General features: G+C 41.9%; 19 protein-coding genes, 1 pseudogene and 1 riboswitch. Of the genes and pseudogenes, 9 read left to right on the top strand and 11 right to left on the bottom strand.

What is annotated here, in order from left to right; translation table 11 throughout:
- Positions 1 to 8: 8 nt before the first annotated feature.
- The 10 genes and pseudogenes from CLIN57ABFB40_RS05265 to CLIN57ABFB40_RS05220 all read right to left on the bottom strand — a co-directional run bounded on the left by CLIN57ABFB40_RS05265 (position 9) and on the right by CLIN57ABFB40_RS05220 (position 10114).
- Positions 9 to 887 (bottom strand): DUF1573 domain-containing protein, encoded by an 879-nt coding sequence (locus tag CLIN57ABFB40_RS05265; protein ID WP_175629196.1) that lies wholly within the window; start codon positions 885 to 887, stop codon positions 9 to 11.
- A complete protein-coding gene (locus CLIN57ABFB40_RS05260) occupies positions 887 to 2056 on the bottom strand; it encodes a 6-bladed beta-propeller (RefSeq protein WP_175629195.1) in 1170 nt (389 codons plus the stop codon). Before CLIN57ABFB40_RS05260 ends, CLIN57ABFB40_RS05265 begins: the two co-directional genes overlap by 1 nt.
- A 59-nt stretch (positions 2057 to 2115) precedes the next feature.
- Complete coding sequence (locus CLIN57ABFB40_RS05255) at positions 2116 to 2409, bottom strand: NVEALA domain-containing protein (protein ID WP_175629194.1); 294 nt, start codon at positions 2407 to 2409, stop codon at positions 2116 to 2118.
- Between the two features lie 212 nt (positions 2410 to 2621).
- On the bottom strand, positions 2622 to 3704 hold the full coding sequence (locus CLIN57ABFB40_RS05250; RefSeq protein ID WP_175629193.1) for a BF3164 family lipoprotein: 1083 nt from the start codon (positions 3702 to 3704) through the stop codon (positions 2622 to 2624).
- Positions 3673 to 3906, bottom strand: a complete 234-nt coding sequence (locus tag CLIN57ABFB40_RS05245; protein ID WP_175629192.1) for an NVEALA domain-containing protein — start codon at positions 3904 to 3906, stop codon at positions 3673 to 3675. Before CLIN57ABFB40_RS05245 ends, CLIN57ABFB40_RS05250 begins: the two co-directional genes overlap by 32 nt.
- A 136-nt stretch (positions 3907 to 4042) precedes the next feature.
- Complete coding sequence (locus CLIN57ABFB40_RS05240) at positions 4043 to 5080, bottom strand: winged helix-turn-helix domain-containing protein (RefSeq protein WP_254871700.1); 1038 nt, start codon at positions 5078 to 5080, stop codon at positions 4043 to 4045.
- 209 nt (positions 5081 to 5289) lie between these two features.
- A complete protein-coding gene (locus tag CLIN57ABFB40_RS05235; protein WP_175629191.1) occupies positions 5290 to 6249 on the bottom strand; it encodes an Rpn family recombination-promoting nuclease/putative transposase in 960 nt (319 codons plus the stop codon).
- Positions 6250 to 6313: 64 nt separating this feature from the next.
- Positions 6314 to 6805: pseudogene (locus CLIN57ABFB40_RS05230) on the bottom strand (PD-(D/E)XK nuclease domain-containing protein); the annotation flags it as partial.
- Positions 6806 to 7015: 210 nt separating this feature from the next.
- Entirely contained in the window at positions 7016 to 7711 is a 696-nt protein-coding gene (locus tag CLIN57ABFB40_RS05225) for a glycine zipper family protein (RefSeq protein WP_175629190.1), read from the bottom strand.
- Between the two features lie 27 nt (positions 7712 to 7738).
- Positions 7739 to 10114 carry an ATP-dependent helicase gene (locus CLIN57ABFB40_RS05220; RefSeq protein WP_175629189.1) on the bottom strand — a complete coding sequence of 792 codons (2376 nt, stop codon included), beginning with the start codon at positions 10112 to 10114 and terminating at the stop codon, positions 7739 to 7741.
- A gap of 147 nt (positions 10115 to 10261) precedes the next feature.
- Here CLIN57ABFB40_RS05220 and CLIN57ABFB40_RS05215 point away from each other — a divergent pair, with 147 nt between their 5' ends.
- The 9 genes from CLIN57ABFB40_RS05215 to CLIN57ABFB40_RS05175 all read left to right on the top strand — a co-directional run bounded on the left by CLIN57ABFB40_RS05215 (position 10262) and on the right by CLIN57ABFB40_RS05175 (position 18946).
- Positions 10262 to 12001: an RHS repeat protein gene (locus tag CLIN57ABFB40_RS05215; protein WP_175629188.1), complete on the top strand. Its 1740-nt coding sequence runs from the start codon at positions 10262 to 10264 to the stop codon at positions 11999 to 12001.
- Between the two features lie 75 nt (positions 12002 to 12076).
- Complete coding sequence (locus CLIN57ABFB40_RS05210) at positions 12077 to 12694, top strand: superoxide dismutase (protein WP_175629187.1); 618 nt, start codon at positions 12077 to 12079, stop codon at positions 12692 to 12694.
- Between the two features lie 132 nt (positions 12695 to 12826).
- A riboswitch (TPP riboswitch) is annotated at positions 12827 to 12920 on the top strand.
- Between the two features lie 60 nt (positions 12921 to 12980).
- Positions 12981 to 13181, top strand: a complete 201-nt coding sequence (thiS, locus tag CLIN57ABFB40_RS05205; protein ID WP_175629186.1) for a sulfur carrier protein ThiS — start codon at positions 12981 to 12983, stop codon at positions 13179 to 13181.
- Positions 13182 to 13185: 4 nt separating this feature from the next.
- Positions 13186 to 13803: a thiamine phosphate synthase gene (locus CLIN57ABFB40_RS05200; protein WP_175629185.1), complete on the top strand. Its 618-nt coding sequence runs from the start codon at positions 13186 to 13188 to the stop codon at positions 13801 to 13803.
- A 76-nt stretch (positions 13804 to 13879) separates the two neighbouring features.
- Positions 13880 to 14656, top strand: coding sequence for a thiazole synthase (locus CLIN57ABFB40_RS05195; protein ID WP_175629184.1), 777 nt, complete (start codon positions 13880 to 13882; stop codon positions 14654 to 14656).
- Between the two features lie 34 nt (positions 14657 to 14690).
- The gene (gene thiC / locus CLIN57ABFB40_RS05190) at positions 14691 to 16379 is read left to right on the top strand and encodes a phosphomethylpyrimidine synthase ThiC (RefSeq protein ID WP_175629183.1); all 1689 of its coding nucleotides are present in this window, start codon (positions 14691 to 14693) and stop codon (positions 16377 to 16379) included.
- 75 nt (positions 16380 to 16454) lie between these two features.
- Entirely contained in the window at positions 16455 to 17579 is a 1125-nt protein-coding gene (gene thiH / locus CLIN57ABFB40_RS05185) for a 2-iminoacetate synthase ThiH (RefSeq protein WP_175629182.1), read from the top strand.
- A gap of 4 nt (positions 17580 to 17583) precedes the next feature.
- Positions 17584 to 18276, top strand: a complete 693-nt coding sequence (locus CLIN57ABFB40_RS05180; RefSeq protein ID WP_175629181.1) for a HesA/MoeB/ThiF family protein — start codon at positions 17584 to 17586, stop codon at positions 18274 to 18276.
- A 61-nt stretch (positions 18277 to 18337) separates the two neighbouring features.
- Positions 18338 to 18946: a thiamine phosphate synthase gene (locus CLIN57ABFB40_RS05175; RefSeq protein ID WP_175629180.1), complete on the top strand. Its 609-nt coding sequence runs from the start codon at positions 18338 to 18340 to the stop codon at positions 18944 to 18946.
- Between the two features lie 95 nt (positions 18947 to 19041).
- On the opposite strand, the gene CLIN57ABFB40_RS05170 is transcribed toward CLIN57ABFB40_RS05175, so the two are convergent.
- On the bottom strand, positions 19042 to 19740 hold the full coding sequence (locus tag CLIN57ABFB40_RS05170) for a porin family protein (RefSeq protein WP_175629179.1): 699 nt from the start codon (positions 19738 to 19740) through the stop codon (positions 19042 to 19044).
- Positions 19741 to 19880: the final 140 nt, after the last annotated feature.

The raw sequence follows: 19880 nt of genomic DNA, 5'->3' as shown, positions 1-19880 counted from the left end.
ATTCCTATTCATTTTGCATTTCCACTAATATTCAATTTAAATGGAGCATTTTCTGCATTACAATAGACTGTAATTGTTTTATTAAAATGTTCAGGTTGTTCTGCCTTATATTTTATTTTCAAAATAACATTTTCACCCGGTAAAACTGGTTTCTTTGTATAATCTACTTTAGTACACCCACAAGAAGTAATTACATCATTTATCACTAATGGCAATTTCCCTACATTTGAAACCACAAATTCAGCCTCTCTCTCTTTATTCCAAGAGAAATCTCCTAAATCGACTTTATCTTTTGATAAAGAAACAACAGTTAAAGCTACTTTGTCTACAGATGACGCAACTGTTTTCCCTGAAATTATATCAAAATACAAATCTCTTATTTTCGGTTTAAGGACTGGATTCCCGATTGCTATGATCTTATCCTTTTTATCTAAAAGAAATGTAGTAAAATTCTCCTCATTCAGAAAATCATTCATCTTATTTAAAGTATCCTTTTCGTCAATGTAAACAAAATAATTAAATTGATTATTTCTTAAATGTTTAATCAGTTTCCTTTTTCCTTTTGGGTTAAAAACCATTAAACAATTCACTTTGTTTGGATATAGAGAATCTAATTCTTCCATCATCACTTTCCATCTTGGTAATTGCAACCTACAACTGACACAACCTATTGTATCAACATAGTTCAATATAGTATAAGAGGACTGTTCTCTTGTATACTTTGTCATAACAGTATCACTTGTATAAGACGTTAAACATATACTATCAGGAAATTGAATAATCTTCCCATTCCATTCATTAACAAAACGGATTATTCTATCTTGTTCTGACTCTTTACAAGACAATAACAATATAGCAATAAATATCAAAGTAACTAAACGTGTCATTATTTCAAATAGTATTTCAAGATTACAGGATTATCATCTTCTTTTAATGCCTCCATTTTATGAATTTCTTCAGATGACATAAGATTGCGTTCTACAACTTTACTAACTAAATCCGGCTGACAAATAGAGAGCAAAACATTATCTACTATACCAAAGCAAGGATACATGATAAAAGGTTCTCCTTCTTTACATAAATAACCTTCCCTTTGTTTTCTGTTATAAATAAAATGGCTACCATAACCTCTATCTGTTTTTGCCAAATAGACATAAACATAATCATTATTGAAAAACTTGATTAAAGGTAATATACTCTCCGACTTTTTCAAAAATTGATATCTTTCAGTCGCATCCTGCGTAACTCTTCTTCTCTCTTCGTCAGAATCTGTTCGTTTCCCATGACCGCATCCGGGCAATCCTTCCAGTTTGACTTCCGCATCTCCCAAGTCAAGATACATCATCGGTTCTAACTTTTTGTTTTCTTTATCTATCCGATAAAAATAATAGTTCAATCCAAAAGGTACATAGTAAAAATTATCATCAATATGATAAAAACAATGATGAGACATATTATTTCCGGAAATAGTTCCTTCATAATTTGCATTTACTACTTGTTTCGTATCCAAATTAACGAACGAAAGTTCCTGATCAGTCCAGACAAAAGGATGGTTAAAAATATAATTGTTTGAATCTAAAGCCATCGAATAATCTACTGGAAATTCCGGTTTAAATTGCCTTCTAGATATAAGTTCAAATGTCGGACTATAAGTATATATTGTTCCGTATGGATTTAGTAGATCAATACCTTTCAAATATGGATTAAAACTTATATCTAAAACCATAATGTAATCTTTAGGTCCTTGTCCTTTCATTCTTTTTGAATTATCAATATATCGCCCCTTTCCTGTAAAAGTATAAACAATCTGATCACTGGTATAAATTGCGAACATATCAGTATCTTTATCATAAATAACTTTGTTGGTTCTATAAAATAAAGACGAATCATTCGTTTCAAGAGGAACAAGTTCTATTTTCTCCAAGAAAGATGAAGCATCCCGTATAGTCTCATGTACATCAACCGGTATTATTTCAATTTCTTCCGATAGTTTTTTATGACTATCAGTACAAGCATAAGCAACAAACAATAAAATTATTATACTTATTTTCTTCATTATACTTATTTTTAATATTAGAGGTTGTATTATATTACAACCTCTAAACGAATAAAACATCAATCACAAGGCGTCACACATGAGTCATATGTACTTCCACTGAATCTACAATCATCATAACGGATAAACCATCCCATAGAACATTCACCATACATATGCCAACATCTACCAGGAGAATCATGTTTAGATTGATTACAAGTAATTTCTACATCAGGATATTCATATCTCGCCAATGCCTCAACGTTTGCTAAAGCCAAAGCAGATAACTTCACATTATTCTGCGAAGTGTATACGTTATATCCCGTAGCAGCAATAGCAACAATAGCTATAAGCCCCATTATTTTCTTTTTCATTTTGTAGTTTTTTAATTTGTACTTTTCGTTTTTTTTCTGTATCTATCATTTCAACAGAATAGCAATAGTTTGCTACATTAATTTTTTATTCTTATGTTTGTATCTGAATAATCTCCTTTCTTTTTTAGGGGTTAAGGAGCAGATGATATGTAAGCAAATCCGCCAAGATGAACAAACGCATCATTCTGCTCCTTTTAATCAAGTTAATTCTCTCATACGCTACCAAAGCTAAACTTTACTATTGGCTGATCGCTATTTACATCTGTCGCCATTATCGTTTTAGTAGCTTCATCTACCCAAATACCATATATATAATGGTCGAGTACATATTTACACATCGGTTCTCCTTTCAAACTAAATACATAAATGTATTTTCCTCCGTCAGGAAGCTTTCCGCTTTGTTTCGCTATCTCCTTAAAAGATGTTCCATGAAACACCGCATAAATGGCACTAACTGTTACTTGAACATCACTGAATCCCATAATACCCATCGGTATACCATATCCATCAGATACTTTGAATTCAGGTTCGTCGTGCTCACCGATACGAACAACATGAGTACTGTCTTTCAAATTATAGATTTCAACCACCTCTCCCAGTTGAGTGACAGCAGCTAAAACGCCATTATGGGGATTATAATCTAAAAAGCTACGCCATGCCTGCGCTAATGCCGGACGGGCTTCTTGCAAAGCTTTCTCATTCGCTGTAGGTATAGCTCCTATCTTCTCTATAAGTTTACCTTTGCAATTAACCTTCAAAAAACGGCTCTCACCTGAATAGTCAGGAATGACAAATGTTGTTTCATCATATACAGCAAAATCAAGCGGTCGAAGTATATCTTCATCCAATGTTACCGTTTCCTCACGAAGCAGTGAATCACCGGATGAAGAAAAATCTAACCTAGTTAATTCGCTTTTGTTAGCATCCAAAGTCCATAATTCATGGTTATACAAACGGAAGTTTTCCATCGACAACATTTCCGTTGGAGAATCGCCTCGCCTGCCAAAAGAGGATAGATACTGGAAACTTGGGTATTGAAATAAGTGCCCATAATAATCGGAACCATGTAAATCCATCACAATGGCTTTATCTCCTTCTATCCGTATCCGAAAAGGATAACGAAACAAGGCTGTATCAAGCTCTATTACCTGTGCCGACAGATGTTTCTCTTCTGGAAAATCTAAATATTTAATCCCCAAAAAAGTTTTTGGGGATTGTGAACACGAGGATAATATTCCAACCACCAATATCAGTAGCAGAAGCTTACCAATCCAATTTAAATGGTTCGAAAACATACTTTACTTTTTCATGGTTTAAAGGACAATCTACAGAACCGGTACCTATACATCTAGCCGTAGGATTCTCACCGGCAGCCAATGCTTCCACATTATTTAATAAAATAACATTTTGCAGTGGGGTGTGCTCAGCTTTTCTACAAAAGAAAATAGAAACCAATACGACAAAAGAAAAAACTCCAAGCTTTAAATACTTTTTCATAATATGATATAAATTGATTAATTTTGCCCGAAAGTAGGCATCCTATTCGAACACGACAACTTATTGATGTGAAAAATCGTGAGAACTATTGTGAGAAATTTCTCACAACAAATTTTCATCGATGAAATGGCACTTTTTAAACAATCAAAGAATAGCTATTTCCTGATGATTTAATAGATATATTCACTGATTCTTCCCGAAGTATACACCTTAAATCACTCACTACACGACGCAACCTACCTTCTACGCCTCTATCTTCCGACCTCCAAAAACATGAAATAATCTCTTCTTTTGTCATCGTATGATTGGGAGCTTTCAAAAGCAGCAAAAGTAAAGATGCAGGTTGGCTAGTAATCCGGATCTTTCGATTATCATCTGTATAAAATTCATGCGAACTGTAAACATAACGCAGATTCGCTATTTTTATATTTAATTGGGAGATATCTGTTACTGAAGGAATGCTCTTTTTTATTCTTTTTCTTAGATAATAGATAAAACAAACAAATAAAAGAACAAGGATAATTAATTCTACAATAACCACCATCGTTATTGAAGTGTTTTTAAGAACTGTCAACCAAGAATACCGAATAAAAGGCTCTACTTCAATTTCATTGGAAAGTCCGGAGTAAAAACTACCAATCTTTTTATACTCTGGTAAAAATAACGTAGAATCTCCACAAGCAAGTACATAGGCACTATCTGTATGAATATGTATTCGTAATGCATGACAAGAAACAATATTAGCCGCAGACAGTTTCTTACTCCACAAAGATAAACAAGCATCGGCATCTATTCCCTCTTCTGCTAAAACGGTATGACTTATTCTAGTATCAATATCCGAACTCACTACGACCTTGTTTTCTTCAACCACAATATCTTTTACTTTTTTACCTTTAGAACTAGTTATAGTACAATGCTCAAAGTTCCTATTTGGTTCCATTTTATAACCAGCCTCATATAGTCCCAGTGCCTTATATTGTGCATTGAATCCATCTTCTATTGTTTCCAATAAAGTTATTCTAGTCTTATTTGCAAGTGCAACTTCTCCTGAAGCATAAAGCATTCGTTCTAATGTAACAACAAGAATTATCATTAAAATGAAAAATAGCAAAGCCATTCGTCTGTCTGGATCCACAATTCGCACAAATAACAAATTACTACAAATAGTTCTCATAGTATTTCTTTTTATATATTTTTCAAGCACAAAGGTAACATTATTTAATTAATTCGCGAATAAACCGTAACAATATCTATAGTGCGAGAAACAATATTCTCGCAGTTTCAGCAGAGTATCCTATTTTATGAATAAAAAAAACGCTCCCAGTACAAATGGAAGCGTTGTCTTTATCATTTTAAAATTCACATTTTTCGGGGGCAATCCTTCTACAAACTTTTTATTTCTTCAATGGATAGTCCTGTAACTTGCGAAATGGTATCAAGTGGAATATTCAAAGATTTCATATTATGTACCATTTCTCTTTTTTCTTCCATACGACCTTCCATAAGTCCCTCGGCACGGCCCTCAGCACGACCTTCTGCATGACCTTCAGCACGACCTTCTGCACGGCCCTCAGCACGACCTTCCGCACGTTCGGTATATATATTGTCACGTAGAATTACTATATTATCCAAATGACGATAATAAGCACTTAATTCTTCTTTAGTCATCTTATCCAGTTTCAGGCGTTGACGAGCCTCATCCAACCCCGGTGCTGTCGCACCATCAGGTATATCACCAGTATTCATATAATAAATCCATTCTTCCAACGGACTCCGGGCCACTTGATTGAAATCATTGACCTTCAGAATATAATATTCGGGATAAAGCTGACTCACACTATCTACTTTGAATGTCTGTTTCTGGAAAGGAGTCAATTCCAAAACATCTCCCTGATGGATTCCGCGGAATTCAGTTTTTCCATGATATACGATATCCTTTCCACTCCCTAAAGAGAAATATACAATATTGACACTATATACTTTCCTTACTTTGTCATACCCTTCCCCGCGGTTTATGTATTCGGTCACCAATTTAGAAGTGCCGAATAACATACGTTGAAAATACGCATACTCATTATTGTTTTGAACTTCAATTAAAATGAGTTCACCCTTTGAGTTTTCCGCAAGCATATCCACCCGATTATACTTGTCAAACTCGTCCTCTTGATTACTTTCACTTTCCAACAGTTTCTGAATGACTATCTTTTCATTTAGAAGAGTGGTTAGAAAGCCCTCGAGAACTGCAAAATTGGCTTTATTACGCAACAAGCGTTTCATTGCCCAATCGAAACGAATATAATTACTTGCCATAAGTTCGTCTCCTTTACCGTTTTCTTTTTTCATGCTAACAAAGATAAGCAGAAAATGTTTGATTTCAAGTATATATGATTCAATTATTTATTTCTGTCTAAGAATATTCTATCTCCCACTCTCCCAAAGTCCGCGTTGCGCTATCGAAATTCGCTCCAACTTTTACAACCTTACGATGATCTATCTCATAAGGAATGGCATATTGTTTACTATTGATTTGTGCAAACGCTTCTTCGGGAGTTCCGTCTACCTTAAACTCAAGCACATAAATCGCATCAGGCATCTTTATCACTACGTCAGCCCTGCCAATGGCATTCTTGACTTCTACATCCACATATTGCCCCATCAAACGGAATAACAAATAAAATATGGTTTGATAGTGTTTTTCCTGATTGTTTTCCAAATCATAAGGTATAGAAGAGAAGAAAGAACGAGTACGAAGAAGACATTACTCAATGTCACCTTTCATCAAGTCTCTTACGAAAGAAACTACATAGAAATTACTTTCACGGGTTGGCTGGTTGAGATAGGAAGGAATCAGCGTCTCAATAAAGCCTATTTTAACTTCTTCGTTCGAATAGCCTAATGTTAATGCTTTTGTTGAAACATAAACAAAGATAACGTTTTTACGCATACCTTGTATAAATATGAGCCGAATTTGAGATTTGCCCCATATTATTGTCGTTTTAAAATAGTGACGCTATCCCACCAACATAGTGACGGTATGTGCTCAGGATAGCGTCACTATCCCAGGCACATACCGTCACTATATTCAAACCGGATATTTCCGGCTGTTTCCTTAGTTTCCGCGCTGTGTAGGCAGGGTAAATTCCTGCGAATCGCAAATCATTCCGTTCTCGTCCGCCACTGCTACACGGAAAGTCACTTCACCGTCTTTCAGTTTCTCGCCCGCATGAATCGAGGCAGTGTAACGGATGCCTTCGCTCGGAAGGATTTCCTCTATCATCACCGAAGGAGAGATGCCGAGATGCTTCACCTTTCCGACCGTTTCTACGACAGGAACCACATTATATACAGGCTTCCGGCCTTCGTTCATAATTTCAAAGATTATCTTACTGTTCTCCCCTGCATCAATCACATGACTGCGGTTATCATCAATAAAACGAATCCTGCGCAATTTCAGTTGGGCAAGCGGGCGCTGAACCTGCTGCGGCTGCTTCTTGTATTTCTGAACACGGACTTCACGCATCTCAGGAACATAAGCGTCATCTTCTATCGGAGCTTGTTTAGGTGCAGTCAACGCGCCTCCGATAGCTGCTCCGGCAATAGTTCCTACAATATTTCCGATGGCAGAACCACGGTAACCGCCGCGCCAGCCACGATTATTATCCCCGATAAGCCCGCCTATCGAACTTCCCAGACTACCACCGATAGAAGCACCTGCTACGATAGCTCCCGGATTACCCATACGCCCCGACGCACATCCGCTCAAAATCAAGGCGGAAAGCAAAATTACTGTTAGTTGTTTCTTCATGAACCTCTCTATTTAGTGTTACTTCTCTTATTCTACCACCTTAAAACGAGCGAAACGCAATAATAGTTGCTTGTCACCCGCATTTTTAAAATGAATGGTGGCTTTTGCGTTATCTCCCGTTCCTTCTACTTTCATCACTTCTCCCAATCCGAAACGTTCGTGCTCTATCATTTGTCCGGCTTGCACTCCTGCCGCCGATGCAGAACCGGAAGACGACACCTGAGCTCCCCCACTGCTGACTACCGCACTTACCTTCTTCAAGTTTCTCGGCACACTGGGAGCTATTATCTGCACCTTCGGCCGTTCACGCTGTCCAAAAGAAGAGGTACTTCCGAAAGGTGCACGCGATGGAGAAGCAGAACGGGTAAATCCGCCTTCTATCTCTCTGCGGAAGCGTCCCGCACCTTCATCAACCAAACGGCTGACTCCTGCTTCGTGCGGCATCCGTAAATAGTCAATATCAATATCCCGCAAGAAACGGCTGGGACTTCCAAACTCCATCTTTCCATAACGGAAACGGGTTTTGGCAAACGACAGATAACAATGTTCTTCCGCACGGGTAATGGCTACATAGAACAAGCGGCGTTCCTCTTCCAACGCACGTGGCGAATCTCCTACCATACCGCTAGGGAACAGGTTTTCTTCCAGACCGACTACAAACACGTTCTTAAATTCCAATCCCTTGGCGGAATGGACGGTCATCAAAGTTATCTTCTCCCCGTCATCCGCCTTATCGGAATCCTGGTCGGTAAGTAACGCAATCTCCGAAAGGAAATCAGTTAGGGATATATTCAGATTGCCTTCTTCCTGCCGTAAAGCACAGAAATCATTCATACCGTTTACCAACTCTTCTATGTTTTCCTTACGGCTCAGATTCTCAGGAGAAGTGTCCTGGCAAACATCATTGATAATGCCGGATTGACGGATAATATCCGTTCCAATCTCGTATGCGTTCTTATCTGCCTGGTCGGTAATAAAGCCTTCTATCAACTCACGGAAACCTTGAAGTTTCGCATGTGTCCCTTTGTTGATATTCAAGCCATAGCTCAACGGTTCGCAAAGCGCTGCCCACAGGCTGACTCCATTATCGGTGGCTGCCGATATTATCTTGCCGACGGTAGTATCTCCAATGCCACGGGCAGGATAATTGATGATACGCTTGAACGCTTCTTCGTCATTCGGATTCACCACCAGACGGAAATAAGCGATAACGTCTTTTATCTCCTTTCGTTGGTAGAATGAAAGTCCGCCGTAAATCTTATAAGGCATCGTCCGCTTCCGAAGAGCTTCCTCAAAAATACGGCTTTGCGCATTCGTACGATACAAGATAGCAAAATCCGCATAGCCGTAGGAATGTTCGCGGCGCAGTTCGGCTATCTTATTCGCCACAATATCCCCCTCTTCCACATCGCTGTATGCTTGGAACACACCGATAGCTTCCCCTTTCTCTTTCTCGGAGAATACGGCTTTCCGTATTTGGCGCTCGTTCTTCTCAATCAGGCTGTTGGCAGCACAGACAATGGTTTGCGTAGAACGATAATTCTGTTCCAGTTTAAAGACTTTCGTATCAGGATAGATTTTCGTAAAATAAAGGATATTGTCAATATCCGCTCCACGGAAAGAATAGATGCTTTGTGCGTCATCCCCTACGACACAGACACGCTGGTTCTCTTTGGTGAGTTGCAGGACGATGCTATGTTGGGCATAGTTGGTATCCTGATACTCGTCTACGAGCACATAGCGGAACTGCTCCCGATAGCGGGCCAGGACTTCCGGGAAGTCACGGAACAAGATATAGGTATATACCAACAGGTCGTCAAAGTCCATGGCTCCCGCCTGGCGGCATCTTTCCCAATAACGGGTATAGATGTCGCGGATAGCGGGCATCTTGGCTGCCATATCGCCTTCGTACGCTTCCTTATTGGCAGCATATCCCGTAGGAGTGACCAGATGATTCTTGGCGTTGGAGATGCGGGATTGCACAGTCCCTGGCTTATAGGTCTTTTCGTCAAGCCCCATTTCTTTGATGATGGAACGGAGCAGGCTCTTACTATCGGCAGTATCATAAATGGTAAACTGGGAAGTAAATCCGATATACTGTGCTTCGGCACGAAGGATACGGGAGAAAATGGAATGGAAAGTCCCCATCCACAAATAACGCGCCCGCTCCATACCCACCTGGCGGGCAATACGCTCTTTCATCTCACGCGCTGCCTTATTGGTAAAGGTCAGTGCGAGGATGTTCCACGGATTGTAACCGTTCTCCAGCAAATAGGCAATTTTATAAGTCAACACGCGCGTCTTCCCCGAACCCGCACCGGCTATCACCAGTGAAGGACCGTCGTTGTAAGTCACTGCTGCACACTGACTCTCATTCAGTTCCTCTATATAATTGGTATTCATAACAGCATTATAAAAACAATGAGGTTTTTTAACAAACCCTCGGCGTTCAATTTTGTTCTCAATACAAAAGTATAACATTCATTCGAGAATGAAGGTATTTTTACGATTTTTCATCACTAACTATTTTAACCTAACCCCCCAAAAGCAATGAAAAGAGGTATATTTTTATCGATTATTTTGAGTTTAGCCCTGGTCGCCTATATTCCACAGGCCATGGCACAGAAGCAGAGCCGCATGGAAAAACTGCTCAGGTATCTGAATGACAACGACGCTGACAAATGGCAGAAAAACCGAGAAAAGGTAGACGATGAAACGCAGGCATATTATGCCGAGGAACTGGAACTGCTGGATGTCCTCAACGAACTGTGGAACAACCAGAGCGAACAGGCTGCCACCAATTATTTCGGTTGCTACGAGAAGGCAGCAAAAGCCTACTTCCCCAACATCTGCGAAGAGGAGAAAATTCAGATTTCCAACGTACAGGACAAAGCGGAGCAATCTATTATCTACATATTAGAGGCTTCGAAAGACCGGATTCCGTTCAGCCGGACATTGATGGACAGTATCCATTCAAGCGGTTATCCGGCAGACTCCGCACTGATGCAGAAGATACGGGATATCCGCGAAATGGCATTACTGGAAAGCATACTGAAAGCACCCGCACCCAGTATTTATCAGACATATATGGCGGAATACCCGAACGGGAAATTCGCCTCCCAGGTCAACGCTGCCGAGAACAAGCGGCTCTATCAGATTGTGAAAAGCAATCCGACACAGGAGAATTTCAAGGCTTTCTTTGATAATCCCGCCATGCAGAAGTTCTTCACGGACAAGGATACCCGTCCGTTTCTGGCTGAAGCCCAAGCGTTATATGACAATTATCTGTTCCACAGCATCGACAGCCTGCGGGAAGGGGGAAACGCGACCGCTATCCGGCAAATTATCGACGACTATAAACATACTCCTTACCTGAACACCACGGCACGTACACACTTGGGTGACCTTGAGTATCTCAGCGAGAAAGCCGATTTTGAGCTTTTGAAGCCGGCTATTGTCAGTTCTGAATCTCTGGGACTGTTGCAGGAATTTCTGAGTACGCATAAATACAAAGAGTTTCGCGACCAAGCCAATGCGTTACGGACACCGTTTATCCTGCAAGCCATCATCTCCACTCCTACTTCCGTGAAATATTATAATGCGGGACGACTGATAAAGTCTGCCGAAAACGACAGCACAGGAAATATCTCGACCACTTATTCGTATGACGATAAAGGGCAACTCGTCTCTACTCTTTCACTGACCATGAAAAACGGGCAGGCAAGCAATGAAGTACAAACGAACAGGCTATATGACCCACAAGGTCGCTGCATCTTTGAAGTACAGACGAATCCGAAAACCAAGACGGACATTTACCGGCGGACATGCCGCATCGGTGCCGATGGAAGCATCGAGAGCGATTCACTTAAATATACGGACGGAAAGCTCATTATCAGCACTTATAACAAGCAAGGACTGCTGACCGAAGCCAAGGAATACAATAAGAACGGTGAACTCCAGGCATACACCGCGAATAAATATGATGATAAGGGCAGACTGGTCGCATCACAACACCAGAACCTGCTTTTCGCCAATTCCCCCGACCAGGTTATCTCGCAAAAGGATGCTTATGAGTATGATAAATACGGTTACCTGACGCAGATTGTCTACCAGCGGATTATGGGCAACAACCAGAAAACGTCCGGCTGCCTGACCTGCCTGTACGATAAATACGGGAACCGGATTGATGGAAATTCTTACTACGAATATGACAATACGGGACAATGGATTTACCGTACGAACCGGGACAACCCGAACGAAGTGGAACGTATACAGTATATTTATAAATAAAACAAGATACTGTGAACATTTTGCGGAAGGCTTCTGTTATTATAGTATATCAAGCCAATTAAAACTTGTAACATTATGAATAGTATATTAATGTCTTTAATTATAATGACCATGACTTACGAAATGCCTAAACTTCCTTACGCAAACAATGCGTTGGAACCTGTAATCAGTCAGCAAACAATAGATTTCCATTACGGAAAACATCTACAAACGTATGTAAATAATCTGAACAGCCTCGTTCCGGGAACAGAATATGAAGGTAAAACGGTGGAAGAAATCGTTGCCACAGCACCGGATGGAGCTATATTCAATAACGCCGGACAAGTATTGAACCACAACCTGTATTTCCTGCAATTTGCCCCGAAACCAACAAAGAAGGAACCGGCAGGCAAACTGGGAGAAGCTATCAAACGAGACTTCGGCAGCTTTGAAAACTTCAAGAAAGAATTCAACGCAGCAGCAGTAGGATTGTTCGGCTCGGGATGGGCGTGGTTGTCCGTTGACAAGAACGGCAAACTGCACATCACCAAAGAAGGAAACGGCAGCAACCCTGTTCGTGCCGGATTGAAGCCGCTTCTCGGATTCGATGTGTGGGAACACTCTTATTATCTGGATTACCAAAACCGCCGTGCCGACCACATCAACGCCTTGTGGGACATTATCGACTGGAATGTGGTTGAAAAAAGAATGTAACTGGATTTATTAACTAAACTATACTAATGAAAAGGTCGCTGTGAAAATCACAGCGGCCTTTTTTTACGACAATAATGAAAAAAATCTGATGATTTAGTGTTTTTCTGTTTCTTTTTCGCTTACTTTGCCTCCGTAAAGACAAAGGGGTGCCCCATGAGGGGCTGAGATTATACCCTAGGAACCTGATGCAGTTAGTACTGACGTAGGGATTGTGTTTCTTCTTATCGCCTTTCTATAAAAGCACGCTCTTTGTATTTACTTTCAACTTATTTATTCTGATAGGACAATGAAAGTACAAGTGAACAACAAAGAGGTGGAAATGATTCCCGACTCTACCCTTACACAACTGACAGCGCAACTCGAACTTCCGGTTCAGGGCATCGCTATCGCCGTAAACAACAAAATGATTCCACGCACCGAGTGGAAACGTTTCACGCTTCATGAGAACGACAACCTGGTTATTATCAAAGCGGCTTGCGGGGGATAACGGAATGGTCAGTCTACAATTTATCACGCATCAGACCGAACGGTATTCGTACCTCGAATCGGCACGCATGGCTCTCGAAGGCGGATGCAAATGGATTCAATTACGCATGAAGGAAGTTTCTCTCGAAGAGGTGGAAGCAGTAGCTCTGCAACTGAAACCGCTTTGCAAAGAGCATGAAGCTATGTTAATTCTCGACGACCACGTCGAACTGGCCAAGAAGCTCGAAGTGGATGGAGTGCATCTGGGTAAGAAAGATATGCCTATCGACCAGGCACGACAGATACTCGGAGAAGCCTTTATCATCGGTGGTACGGCGAATACATTCGAAGATGTCATACAGCATTACCGTGCCGGAGCCGATTATCTCGGCATCGGTCCCTTCCGGTTTACTACTACCAAAAAGAATCTGAGCCCTGTACTGGGTTTGGAAGGATATGTCGCTATCATGTCGCAGATGAAAGAAGCGAACATCGAACTGCCTGTCGTGGCTATCGGTGGAATTACCGCTGAGGATATTCCCGCCATTCTCCGTACAGGAGTCAACGGGATTGCCATGTCCGGCACGATTCTCCGGGCGGAGAATCCGGTAGAGGAAACACGGAGAATCATTGATAGTGATTAATAATTTGTCAGATGATAAATGGGATTTTAATTCAGACAGAAGAACAAAATTTGAATAATCAACTAAAATACACAAAATGGAAAAGTTAGTAATTGCAGGACGCGAGTTTAACTCCCGCCTTTTCCTGGGAACAGGGAAATTCAATTCCAATGAAGTAATGGAACAGTCCATCCTGGCTTCGGGCACAGAGATGGTTACGGTTGCCATGAAACGTATCGACATGGACAACAAAGAGGACGACATGCTGAAACATATTATCCATCCGAATATCCAGTTATTGCCCAATACTTCCGGCGTGCGCGATGCGGAAGAAGCTATATTCGCCGCACAACTGGCCCGTGAAGCCTTTGGAACAAACTGGCTGAAACTGGAAATCCATCCCGACCCCCGTTATCTGCTTCCCGACTCTATCGAGACATTGAAAGCTACGGAAGAGCTGGTGAAACTAGGCTTTGTCGTATTGCCTTATTGCCAGGCCGACCCTGTGCTCTGCAAGCGTCTGGAAGAAGCCGGCGCAGCGACCGTTATGCCGCTCGGTGCTCCGATTGGCACAAATAAAGGTCTGCAAACCAAAGAATTCCTGCAAATCATTATCGAACAAGCGGGTATCCCCGTTGTAGTGGATGCCGGTATCGGCGCGCCAAGCCATGCTGCCGAAGCGATGGAGCTGGGAGCTTCTGCCGTATTGGTGAACACGGCAATCGCCGTTGCCGGAAACCCGGTAGAGATGGCAAGGGCTTTCAAAGTTGCCACCGAAGCCGGAAGACAGGCTTACGAAGCGGTATTAGGGCTGCAAGCCGATAATTTCATAGCGGAAGCAAGCTCACCTCTGACTGCTTTTCTGAATAAATAATCATGAATAAGTAGTTGACAATAAAACAACAATTATGGAACAAAGAATAAAATTCCCCCGCTCTCAAAAAGTATATTTACCCGGCAAACTTTTTCCGAATATCCGTGTGGCTATGCGGAAAGTGGAACAAGTGCCCAGTGTCAGTTTTGAAGGCGAAGAAAAGATAGCGACACCGAACCCCGAGGTATATGTATATGACACCAGCGGACCGTTCAGTGATACAGAGATGAATATCGACCTTAAAAAAGGGTTGCCGCGAATGCGCGAAGAATGGATTGTCGGTCGCGGTGATGTGGAACAGCTTCCTGAAATCACCTCTGAATACGGACGGATGAGACGGGATGATAAAAGTCTCGACCACCTGCGTTTTGAACATATCTCCCTGCCCTATCGCGCGAAAAAGGGAGAAGCTATCACTCAAATGGCATATGCGAAAAGAGGCATCATTACCCCCGAAATGGAATACGTAGCCATCCGCGAAAATATGAATTGCGAGGAATTGGGAATCAAGACGCATATCACTCCCGAATTTGTCCGCAAGGAAATAGCTGAAGGTCGTGCCGTACTGCCTGCCAACATCAACCATCCGGAAGCGGAACCGATGATTATCGGACGTAACTTCCTGGTAAAAATCAATACGAATATCGGAAACTCGGCTACTACTTCGAGCATTGATGAAGAGGTGGAAAAAGCATTGTGGAGCTGCAAATGGGGCGGTGACACTCTGATGGACCTCTCCACAGGAGAGAACATCCACGAGACACGCGAGTGGATTATCCGCAACTGTCCCGTTCCGGTCGGCACGGTTCCTATCTATCAGGCACTCGAAAAGGTAAACGGTGTAGTGGAAGACCTGACTTGGGAAATCTACCGGGACACTTTGATTGAGCAATGTGAGCAGGGAGTGGATTATTTTACGATTCATGCGGGTATCCGTCGCCATAATGTGCACCTTGCCGACAAGCGGTTGTGCGGCATTGTCAGCCGTGGGGGAAGTATTATGAGCAAATGGTGTCTGGTTCACGACCGGGAAAGTTTCTTGTACGAGCACTTTGACGATATTTGTGATATTCTGGCAGAATATGATGTAGCGGTATCCTTAGGTGACGGACTGCGTCCGGGTTCCATCTATGATGCCAATGATGAAGCCCAATTTGCAGAACTGGACACGATGGGAGAACTCGTGCTCCGCGCCTGGGACAAGAATGTGCAGGCATTTATCGAAGGACCCGGTCATGTGCCGATGCACAAGATTAAGGAGAATATGGAACGCCAGATTGAGAAGTGCCACGATGCGCCATTCTATACGCTCGGCCCGTTGGTGACGGATATTGCTCCGGGATACGACCATATCACTTCTGCTATCGGTGCAGCACAGATAGGCTGGTTGGGTACGGCAATGCTTTGTTATGTAACTCCGAAAGAACACCTTGCCTTGCCGGATAAAGAGGATGTACGCGTAGGAGTCATCACCTATAAAATTGCCGCTCACGCCGCAGACCTTGCCAAAGGGCATCCGGGCGCACAGGTACGGGACAATGCACTGAGCAAAGCGCGTTATGAATTCCGCTGGAAAGACCAGTTCGACTTGTCCCTCGACCCAGAACGGGCACAGACATATTTCCGTGCAGGACATCATATCGACGGAGAATATTGCACGATGTGCGGCCCGAACTTCTGTGCGATGCGGTTATCACGTGACTTAAAAAAGAGTAAGAAGTAAAAAGAGGGAAAAGGTTCTGACAACCTCTCAACCTCATTTTTCAATTCTCAATTTTTAATTTTTAATTTAATAAGAATGTTCTCAGACGAATTAGAAAAAATATCCTGGGAAGAGACGACAAAAGCCATCTATTCCAAAACAGATGCCGACGTACGCCGTGCGCTAGGCAAGAAAGAGCATTTGGACGTCAACGACTTTATGGCGCTGATTTCACCCGCTGCCACTCCTTATCTGGAAGTGATGGCACGCCTCAGCCAAAAATACACGATGGAACGGTTCGGCAAAACAATCTCCATGTTTGTCCCGCTCTATCTGACCAATTCATGTACTAACTCCTGTGTCTATTGCGGCTTCCACATCAGCAATCCGATGAAGAGGACGATACTGACAGAGGAAGAGATTATCAATGAATACAAAGCCATCAAGCGGTTGGCTCCTTTTGAGAATCTCCTGCTCGTGACGGGTGAGAACCCTGCGGCAGCCGGAGTTCCGTATATCGCCCGTGCGCTGGATTTGGCAAAGCCTTATTTCAGCAATCTACAAATTGAGGTAATGCCGCTTAAAGCGGAAGAGTATAAGGAACTGACAAAACATGGACTGAACGGTGTAATCTGTTTCCAGGAAACTTATAACAAAGCAAACTACAAGACGTATCATCCAAGAGGCATGAAGTCTAAATTTGAATGGCGTGTCAACGGTTTTGACCGCATGGGACAGGCAGGTGTACATAAGATTGGCATGGGTGTCCTTATCGGTCTGGAAGAATGGCGGACAGATGTAACGATGATGGCATATCATCTGCGCTATCTGCAAAAACATTATTGGAAAACCAAATACAGCGTAAACTTCCCACGTATGCGCCCATCGGAAAATGGCGGTTTCCAACCGAACGTTATCATGAACGACCGTGAGCTGGCACAACTGACATTCGCCATGCGTATCTTCGACCATGATGTGGACATCTCCTATTCTACCCGCGAAAGCGCAGAAATCCGGAATAACATGGCAACACTGGGCGTAACAACCATGAGTGCGGAAAGTAAGACAGAGCCGGGGGGATATTACAGTTATCCCCAGACATTGGAGCAGTTCCATGTCAGCGATGAACGGAAAGCGGTTGAAGTGGAACGTGATTTGAAGAAGTTGGGGCGTGAACCGATTTGGAAGGATTGGGACCAGTCTTTCGATTTTAAAAGATAAGCGGATGCGATACGACAGGCAAATAATTCTTCCCGAAATCAGAGAGGAAGGTCAGAGAAAACTGCAGAAAGCAAAAGTACTTATTGTAGGTGTGGGAGGGCTGGGCTCTCCCATCGCCCTTTACTTGGCGGGTGCCGGTGTGGGGTACATCGGACTGGTAGATGATGACGTGGTAAGTATCAGTAATCTGCAGCGGCAAGTGCTTTATTCCGAGAAAGAGTTGGGCAAGCCTAAGGCAGTTTGTGCAGCGGAACGGCTCTCTGCCCTCAACAGTGAAATCAAGGTAGCACACTACCCTACCCGGCTGACAGAGAATAATGCCCGTGATATTATCCGGAAATATGACATGGTTGTGGATGGCTGCGACAACTTCGCTACACGTTACCTGATTAATGATATTTGCATCGAGCAGGGAAAGCCGTACATATACGGTGCTATCTGTGGTTTCGAAGGACAAGTTTCAGTATTCAATTACGGCAACCGGAAGAAAAGTTACCGTGACCTTTATCCTGACGAAGAGGAAATGAAGCGTATGCCGCCACCACCTAAAGGGGTGATGGGAATAACTCCCGCCGTCGTAGGAAGCATTGAAGCTACGGAAGTCCTGAAAATAATTTGTGGTTTTGGCAACGTTTTAGCGGGTGAACTATGGACTATTGACTTGCGGACATTGCAATCTAACAAATTTTCACTATAAACGTTGGTTTGTGATATAGTTAATTGCTAACTTTGCTAAACAATCCAAGTTAACAAAGGAAATGAAATTAATTGTAGTCACCACCCCCACTTTCTTCGTTGAAGAAGATAAGATTATTACCGCTCTTTTCGAAGAGGGTCTGGACATTCTACATCTTAGGAAACCGGAAACTCCGGCTATGTATTCAGAACGATTACTGACACTTATCCCGGAAAAATATCACCGTCGCATTGTCACACACGAGCACTTTTACCTGAAAGAGGAATTCAACCTGATGGGAATCCATCTGAATGCACGTAACCCGAAAGAGCCGCATGACTATGCGGGACACGTCAGTTGCTCCTGTCATTCTGTCGAAGAAGTAAAAAATAAAAAGCATTTCTATGATTATGTTTTCATGAGTCCTATCTATGACAGTATCTCTAAAGTGAACCACTATTCCACATATACAGCCGAAGAATTGCGTGAGGCCCAGAAAGCTAAAATCATTGATTCTAAAGTAATGGCATTGGGCGGTATCAATGAAGATAACCTACTTGAAATCAAAGATTTCGGTTTTGGCGGAGCTGCCGTACTGGGTGACCTTTGGAATAGGTTTGATGCTTGCTCGGACCAGAATTACCTAGCTGTGATTGAACATTTCAAGAAGTTGAAGAAGTTGTCGGATTAAAGAGAAAAACTTATATTTATTAATCTTATTCACTCAATAATAAAAAAGCCGTTGCGAATCATCTTCTGCAACGGCTTTCTTTTTTCTATAGATATTTACCAGAATTTATATCCCACGCTGATTGCAAAATTCATATTTTTGCCACCACCGGTTTGTAATTTAGTCAATCCGAACTGTCCGTCCAGCCCAACAATAAATTTATTATATTCCAATGCCACTCCAACACCTAAACCAAAATCAAAACGATTCAGTCCTTTCGCTCCTGACAAGTCTTCACCAGTTTCATCTTCAAGATCTTTAATAGAAACATCAGTACTTTGTCCATTATATTCAAGAGTTACTTTGTCTATATCTCCAAAAGTATTAAACTTTACCTTAGCTTCATCTCCCTGCATTTTAACAGTAGCCTTCGTTTTACCACCTACACCATAAGCCAAATAGGGACCTGCACTAACAACCAAATTTGTATTATCAGCCACATTAAAACGAGCAGCAGCCATTACAGGTAATTCCAGATACATTTGCTTCACAGTCACTTTAGCACTAGCTCCCATAAATTCTCCACTATCAACTTTTGTTCCTTTAGTAGAAAAGAACAAAGAAGGCTGCAATGACCACATATCATTGAATGCATACTCTGTTCCAACCCCAACTCTGAAACCAACTTTCGCTTTCATGTCATCCGTCGTCCAGTTACTGACATTCATACCAACCTTGGCATTCCAACCTGTAATCTGAGAAAAACCTGTTACTGAAATCAGTGCAAATAAAACAAATAATACACTCTTCTTCATAATTTTAAAGTTTTAAATTAATACTCAAGGATTTTATTTTCCTTATTGCTTAACAATGCAAATGTATAATTGCAATTCGTATTAAACAACTTTTTCGTTAACAAATGCGTAAATTATAGAGTTTATATATAAAAAAAGGG

It is taken from the genome of Bacteroides acidifaciens (genome assembly GCF_903181435.1).
Classification (GTDB): domain Bacteria; phylum Bacteroidota; class Bacteroidia; order Bacteroidales; family Bacteroidaceae; genus Bacteroides.
The sequence above is the reverse complement of the archived record's forward strand: the minus strand, read 5'-3'. Positions and strand labels throughout refer to the sequence as shown.

Coding starts and splice junctions, on each gene's coding strand:
- CLIN57ABFB40_RS05265 (WP_175629196.1), bottom strand. CDS start 887: ATGACACGTTTAGTTACTTTGATATTTATTGCTATATTGTTATTGTCT.
- CLIN57ABFB40_RS05260 (WP_175629195.1), bottom strand. CDS start 2,056: ATGAAGAAAATAAGTATAATAATTTTATTGTTTGTTGCTTATGCTTGT.
- CLIN57ABFB40_RS05255 (WP_175629194.1), bottom strand. CDS start 2,409: ATGAAAAAGAAAATAATGGGGCTTATAGCTATTGTTGCTATTGCTGCT.
- CLIN57ABFB40_RS05250 (WP_175629193.1), bottom strand. CDS start 3,704: ATGTTTTCGAACCATTTAAATTGGATTGGTAAGCTTCTGCTACTGATA.
- CLIN57ABFB40_RS05245 (WP_175629192.1), bottom strand. CDS start 3,906: ATGAAAAAGTATTTAAAGCTTGGAGTTTTTTCTTTTGTCGTATTGGTT.
- CLIN57ABFB40_RS05240 (WP_254871700.1), bottom strand. CDS start 5,080: ATGAGAACTATTTGTAGTAATTTGTTATTTGTGCGAATTGTGGATCCA.
- CLIN57ABFB40_RS05235 (WP_175629191.1), bottom strand. CDS start 6,249: ATGAAAAAAGAAAACGGTAAAGGAGACGAACTTATGGCAAGTAATTAT.
- CLIN57ABFB40_RS05225 (WP_175629190.1), bottom strand. CDS start 7,711: ATGAAGAAACAACTAACAGTAATTTTGCTTTCCGCCTTGATTTTGAGC.
- CLIN57ABFB40_RS05220 (WP_175629189.1), bottom strand. CDS start 10,114: ATGAATACCAATTATATAGAGGAACTGAATGAGAGTCAGTGTGCAGCA.
- CLIN57ABFB40_RS05215 (WP_175629188.1), top strand. CDS start 10,262: ATGAAAAGAGGTATATTTTTATCGATTATTTTGAGTTTAGCCCTGGTC.
- CLIN57ABFB40_RS05210 (WP_175629187.1), top strand. CDS start 12,077: ATGAATAGTATATTAATGTCTTTAATTATAATGACCATGACTTACGAA.
- thiS (WP_175629186.1), top strand. CDS start 12,981: ATGAAAGTACAAGTGAACAACAAAGAGGTGGAAATGATTCCCGACTCT.
- CLIN57ABFB40_RS05200 (WP_175629185.1), top strand. CDS start 13,186: ATGGTCAGTCTACAATTTATCACGCATCAGACCGAACGGTATTCGTAC.
- CLIN57ABFB40_RS05195 (WP_175629184.1), top strand. CDS start 13,880: ATGGAAAAGTTAGTAATTGCAGGACGCGAGTTTAACTCCCGCCTTTTC.
- thiC (WP_175629183.1), top strand. CDS start 14,691: ATGGAACAAAGAATAAAATTCCCCCGCTCTCAAAAAGTATATTTACCC.
- thiH (WP_175629182.1), top strand. CDS start 16,455: ATGTTCTCAGACGAATTAGAAAAAATATCCTGGGAAGAGACGACAAAA.
- CLIN57ABFB40_RS05180 (WP_175629181.1), top strand. CDS start 17,584: ATGCGATACGACAGGCAAATAATTCTTCCCGAAATCAGAGAGGAAGGT.
- CLIN57ABFB40_RS05175 (WP_175629180.1), top strand. CDS start 18,338: ATGAAATTAATTGTAGTCACCACCCCCACTTTCTTCGTTGAAGAAGAT.
- CLIN57ABFB40_RS05170 (WP_175629179.1), bottom strand. CDS start 19,740: ATGAAGAAGAGTGTATTATTTGTTTTATTTGCACTGATTTCAGTAACA.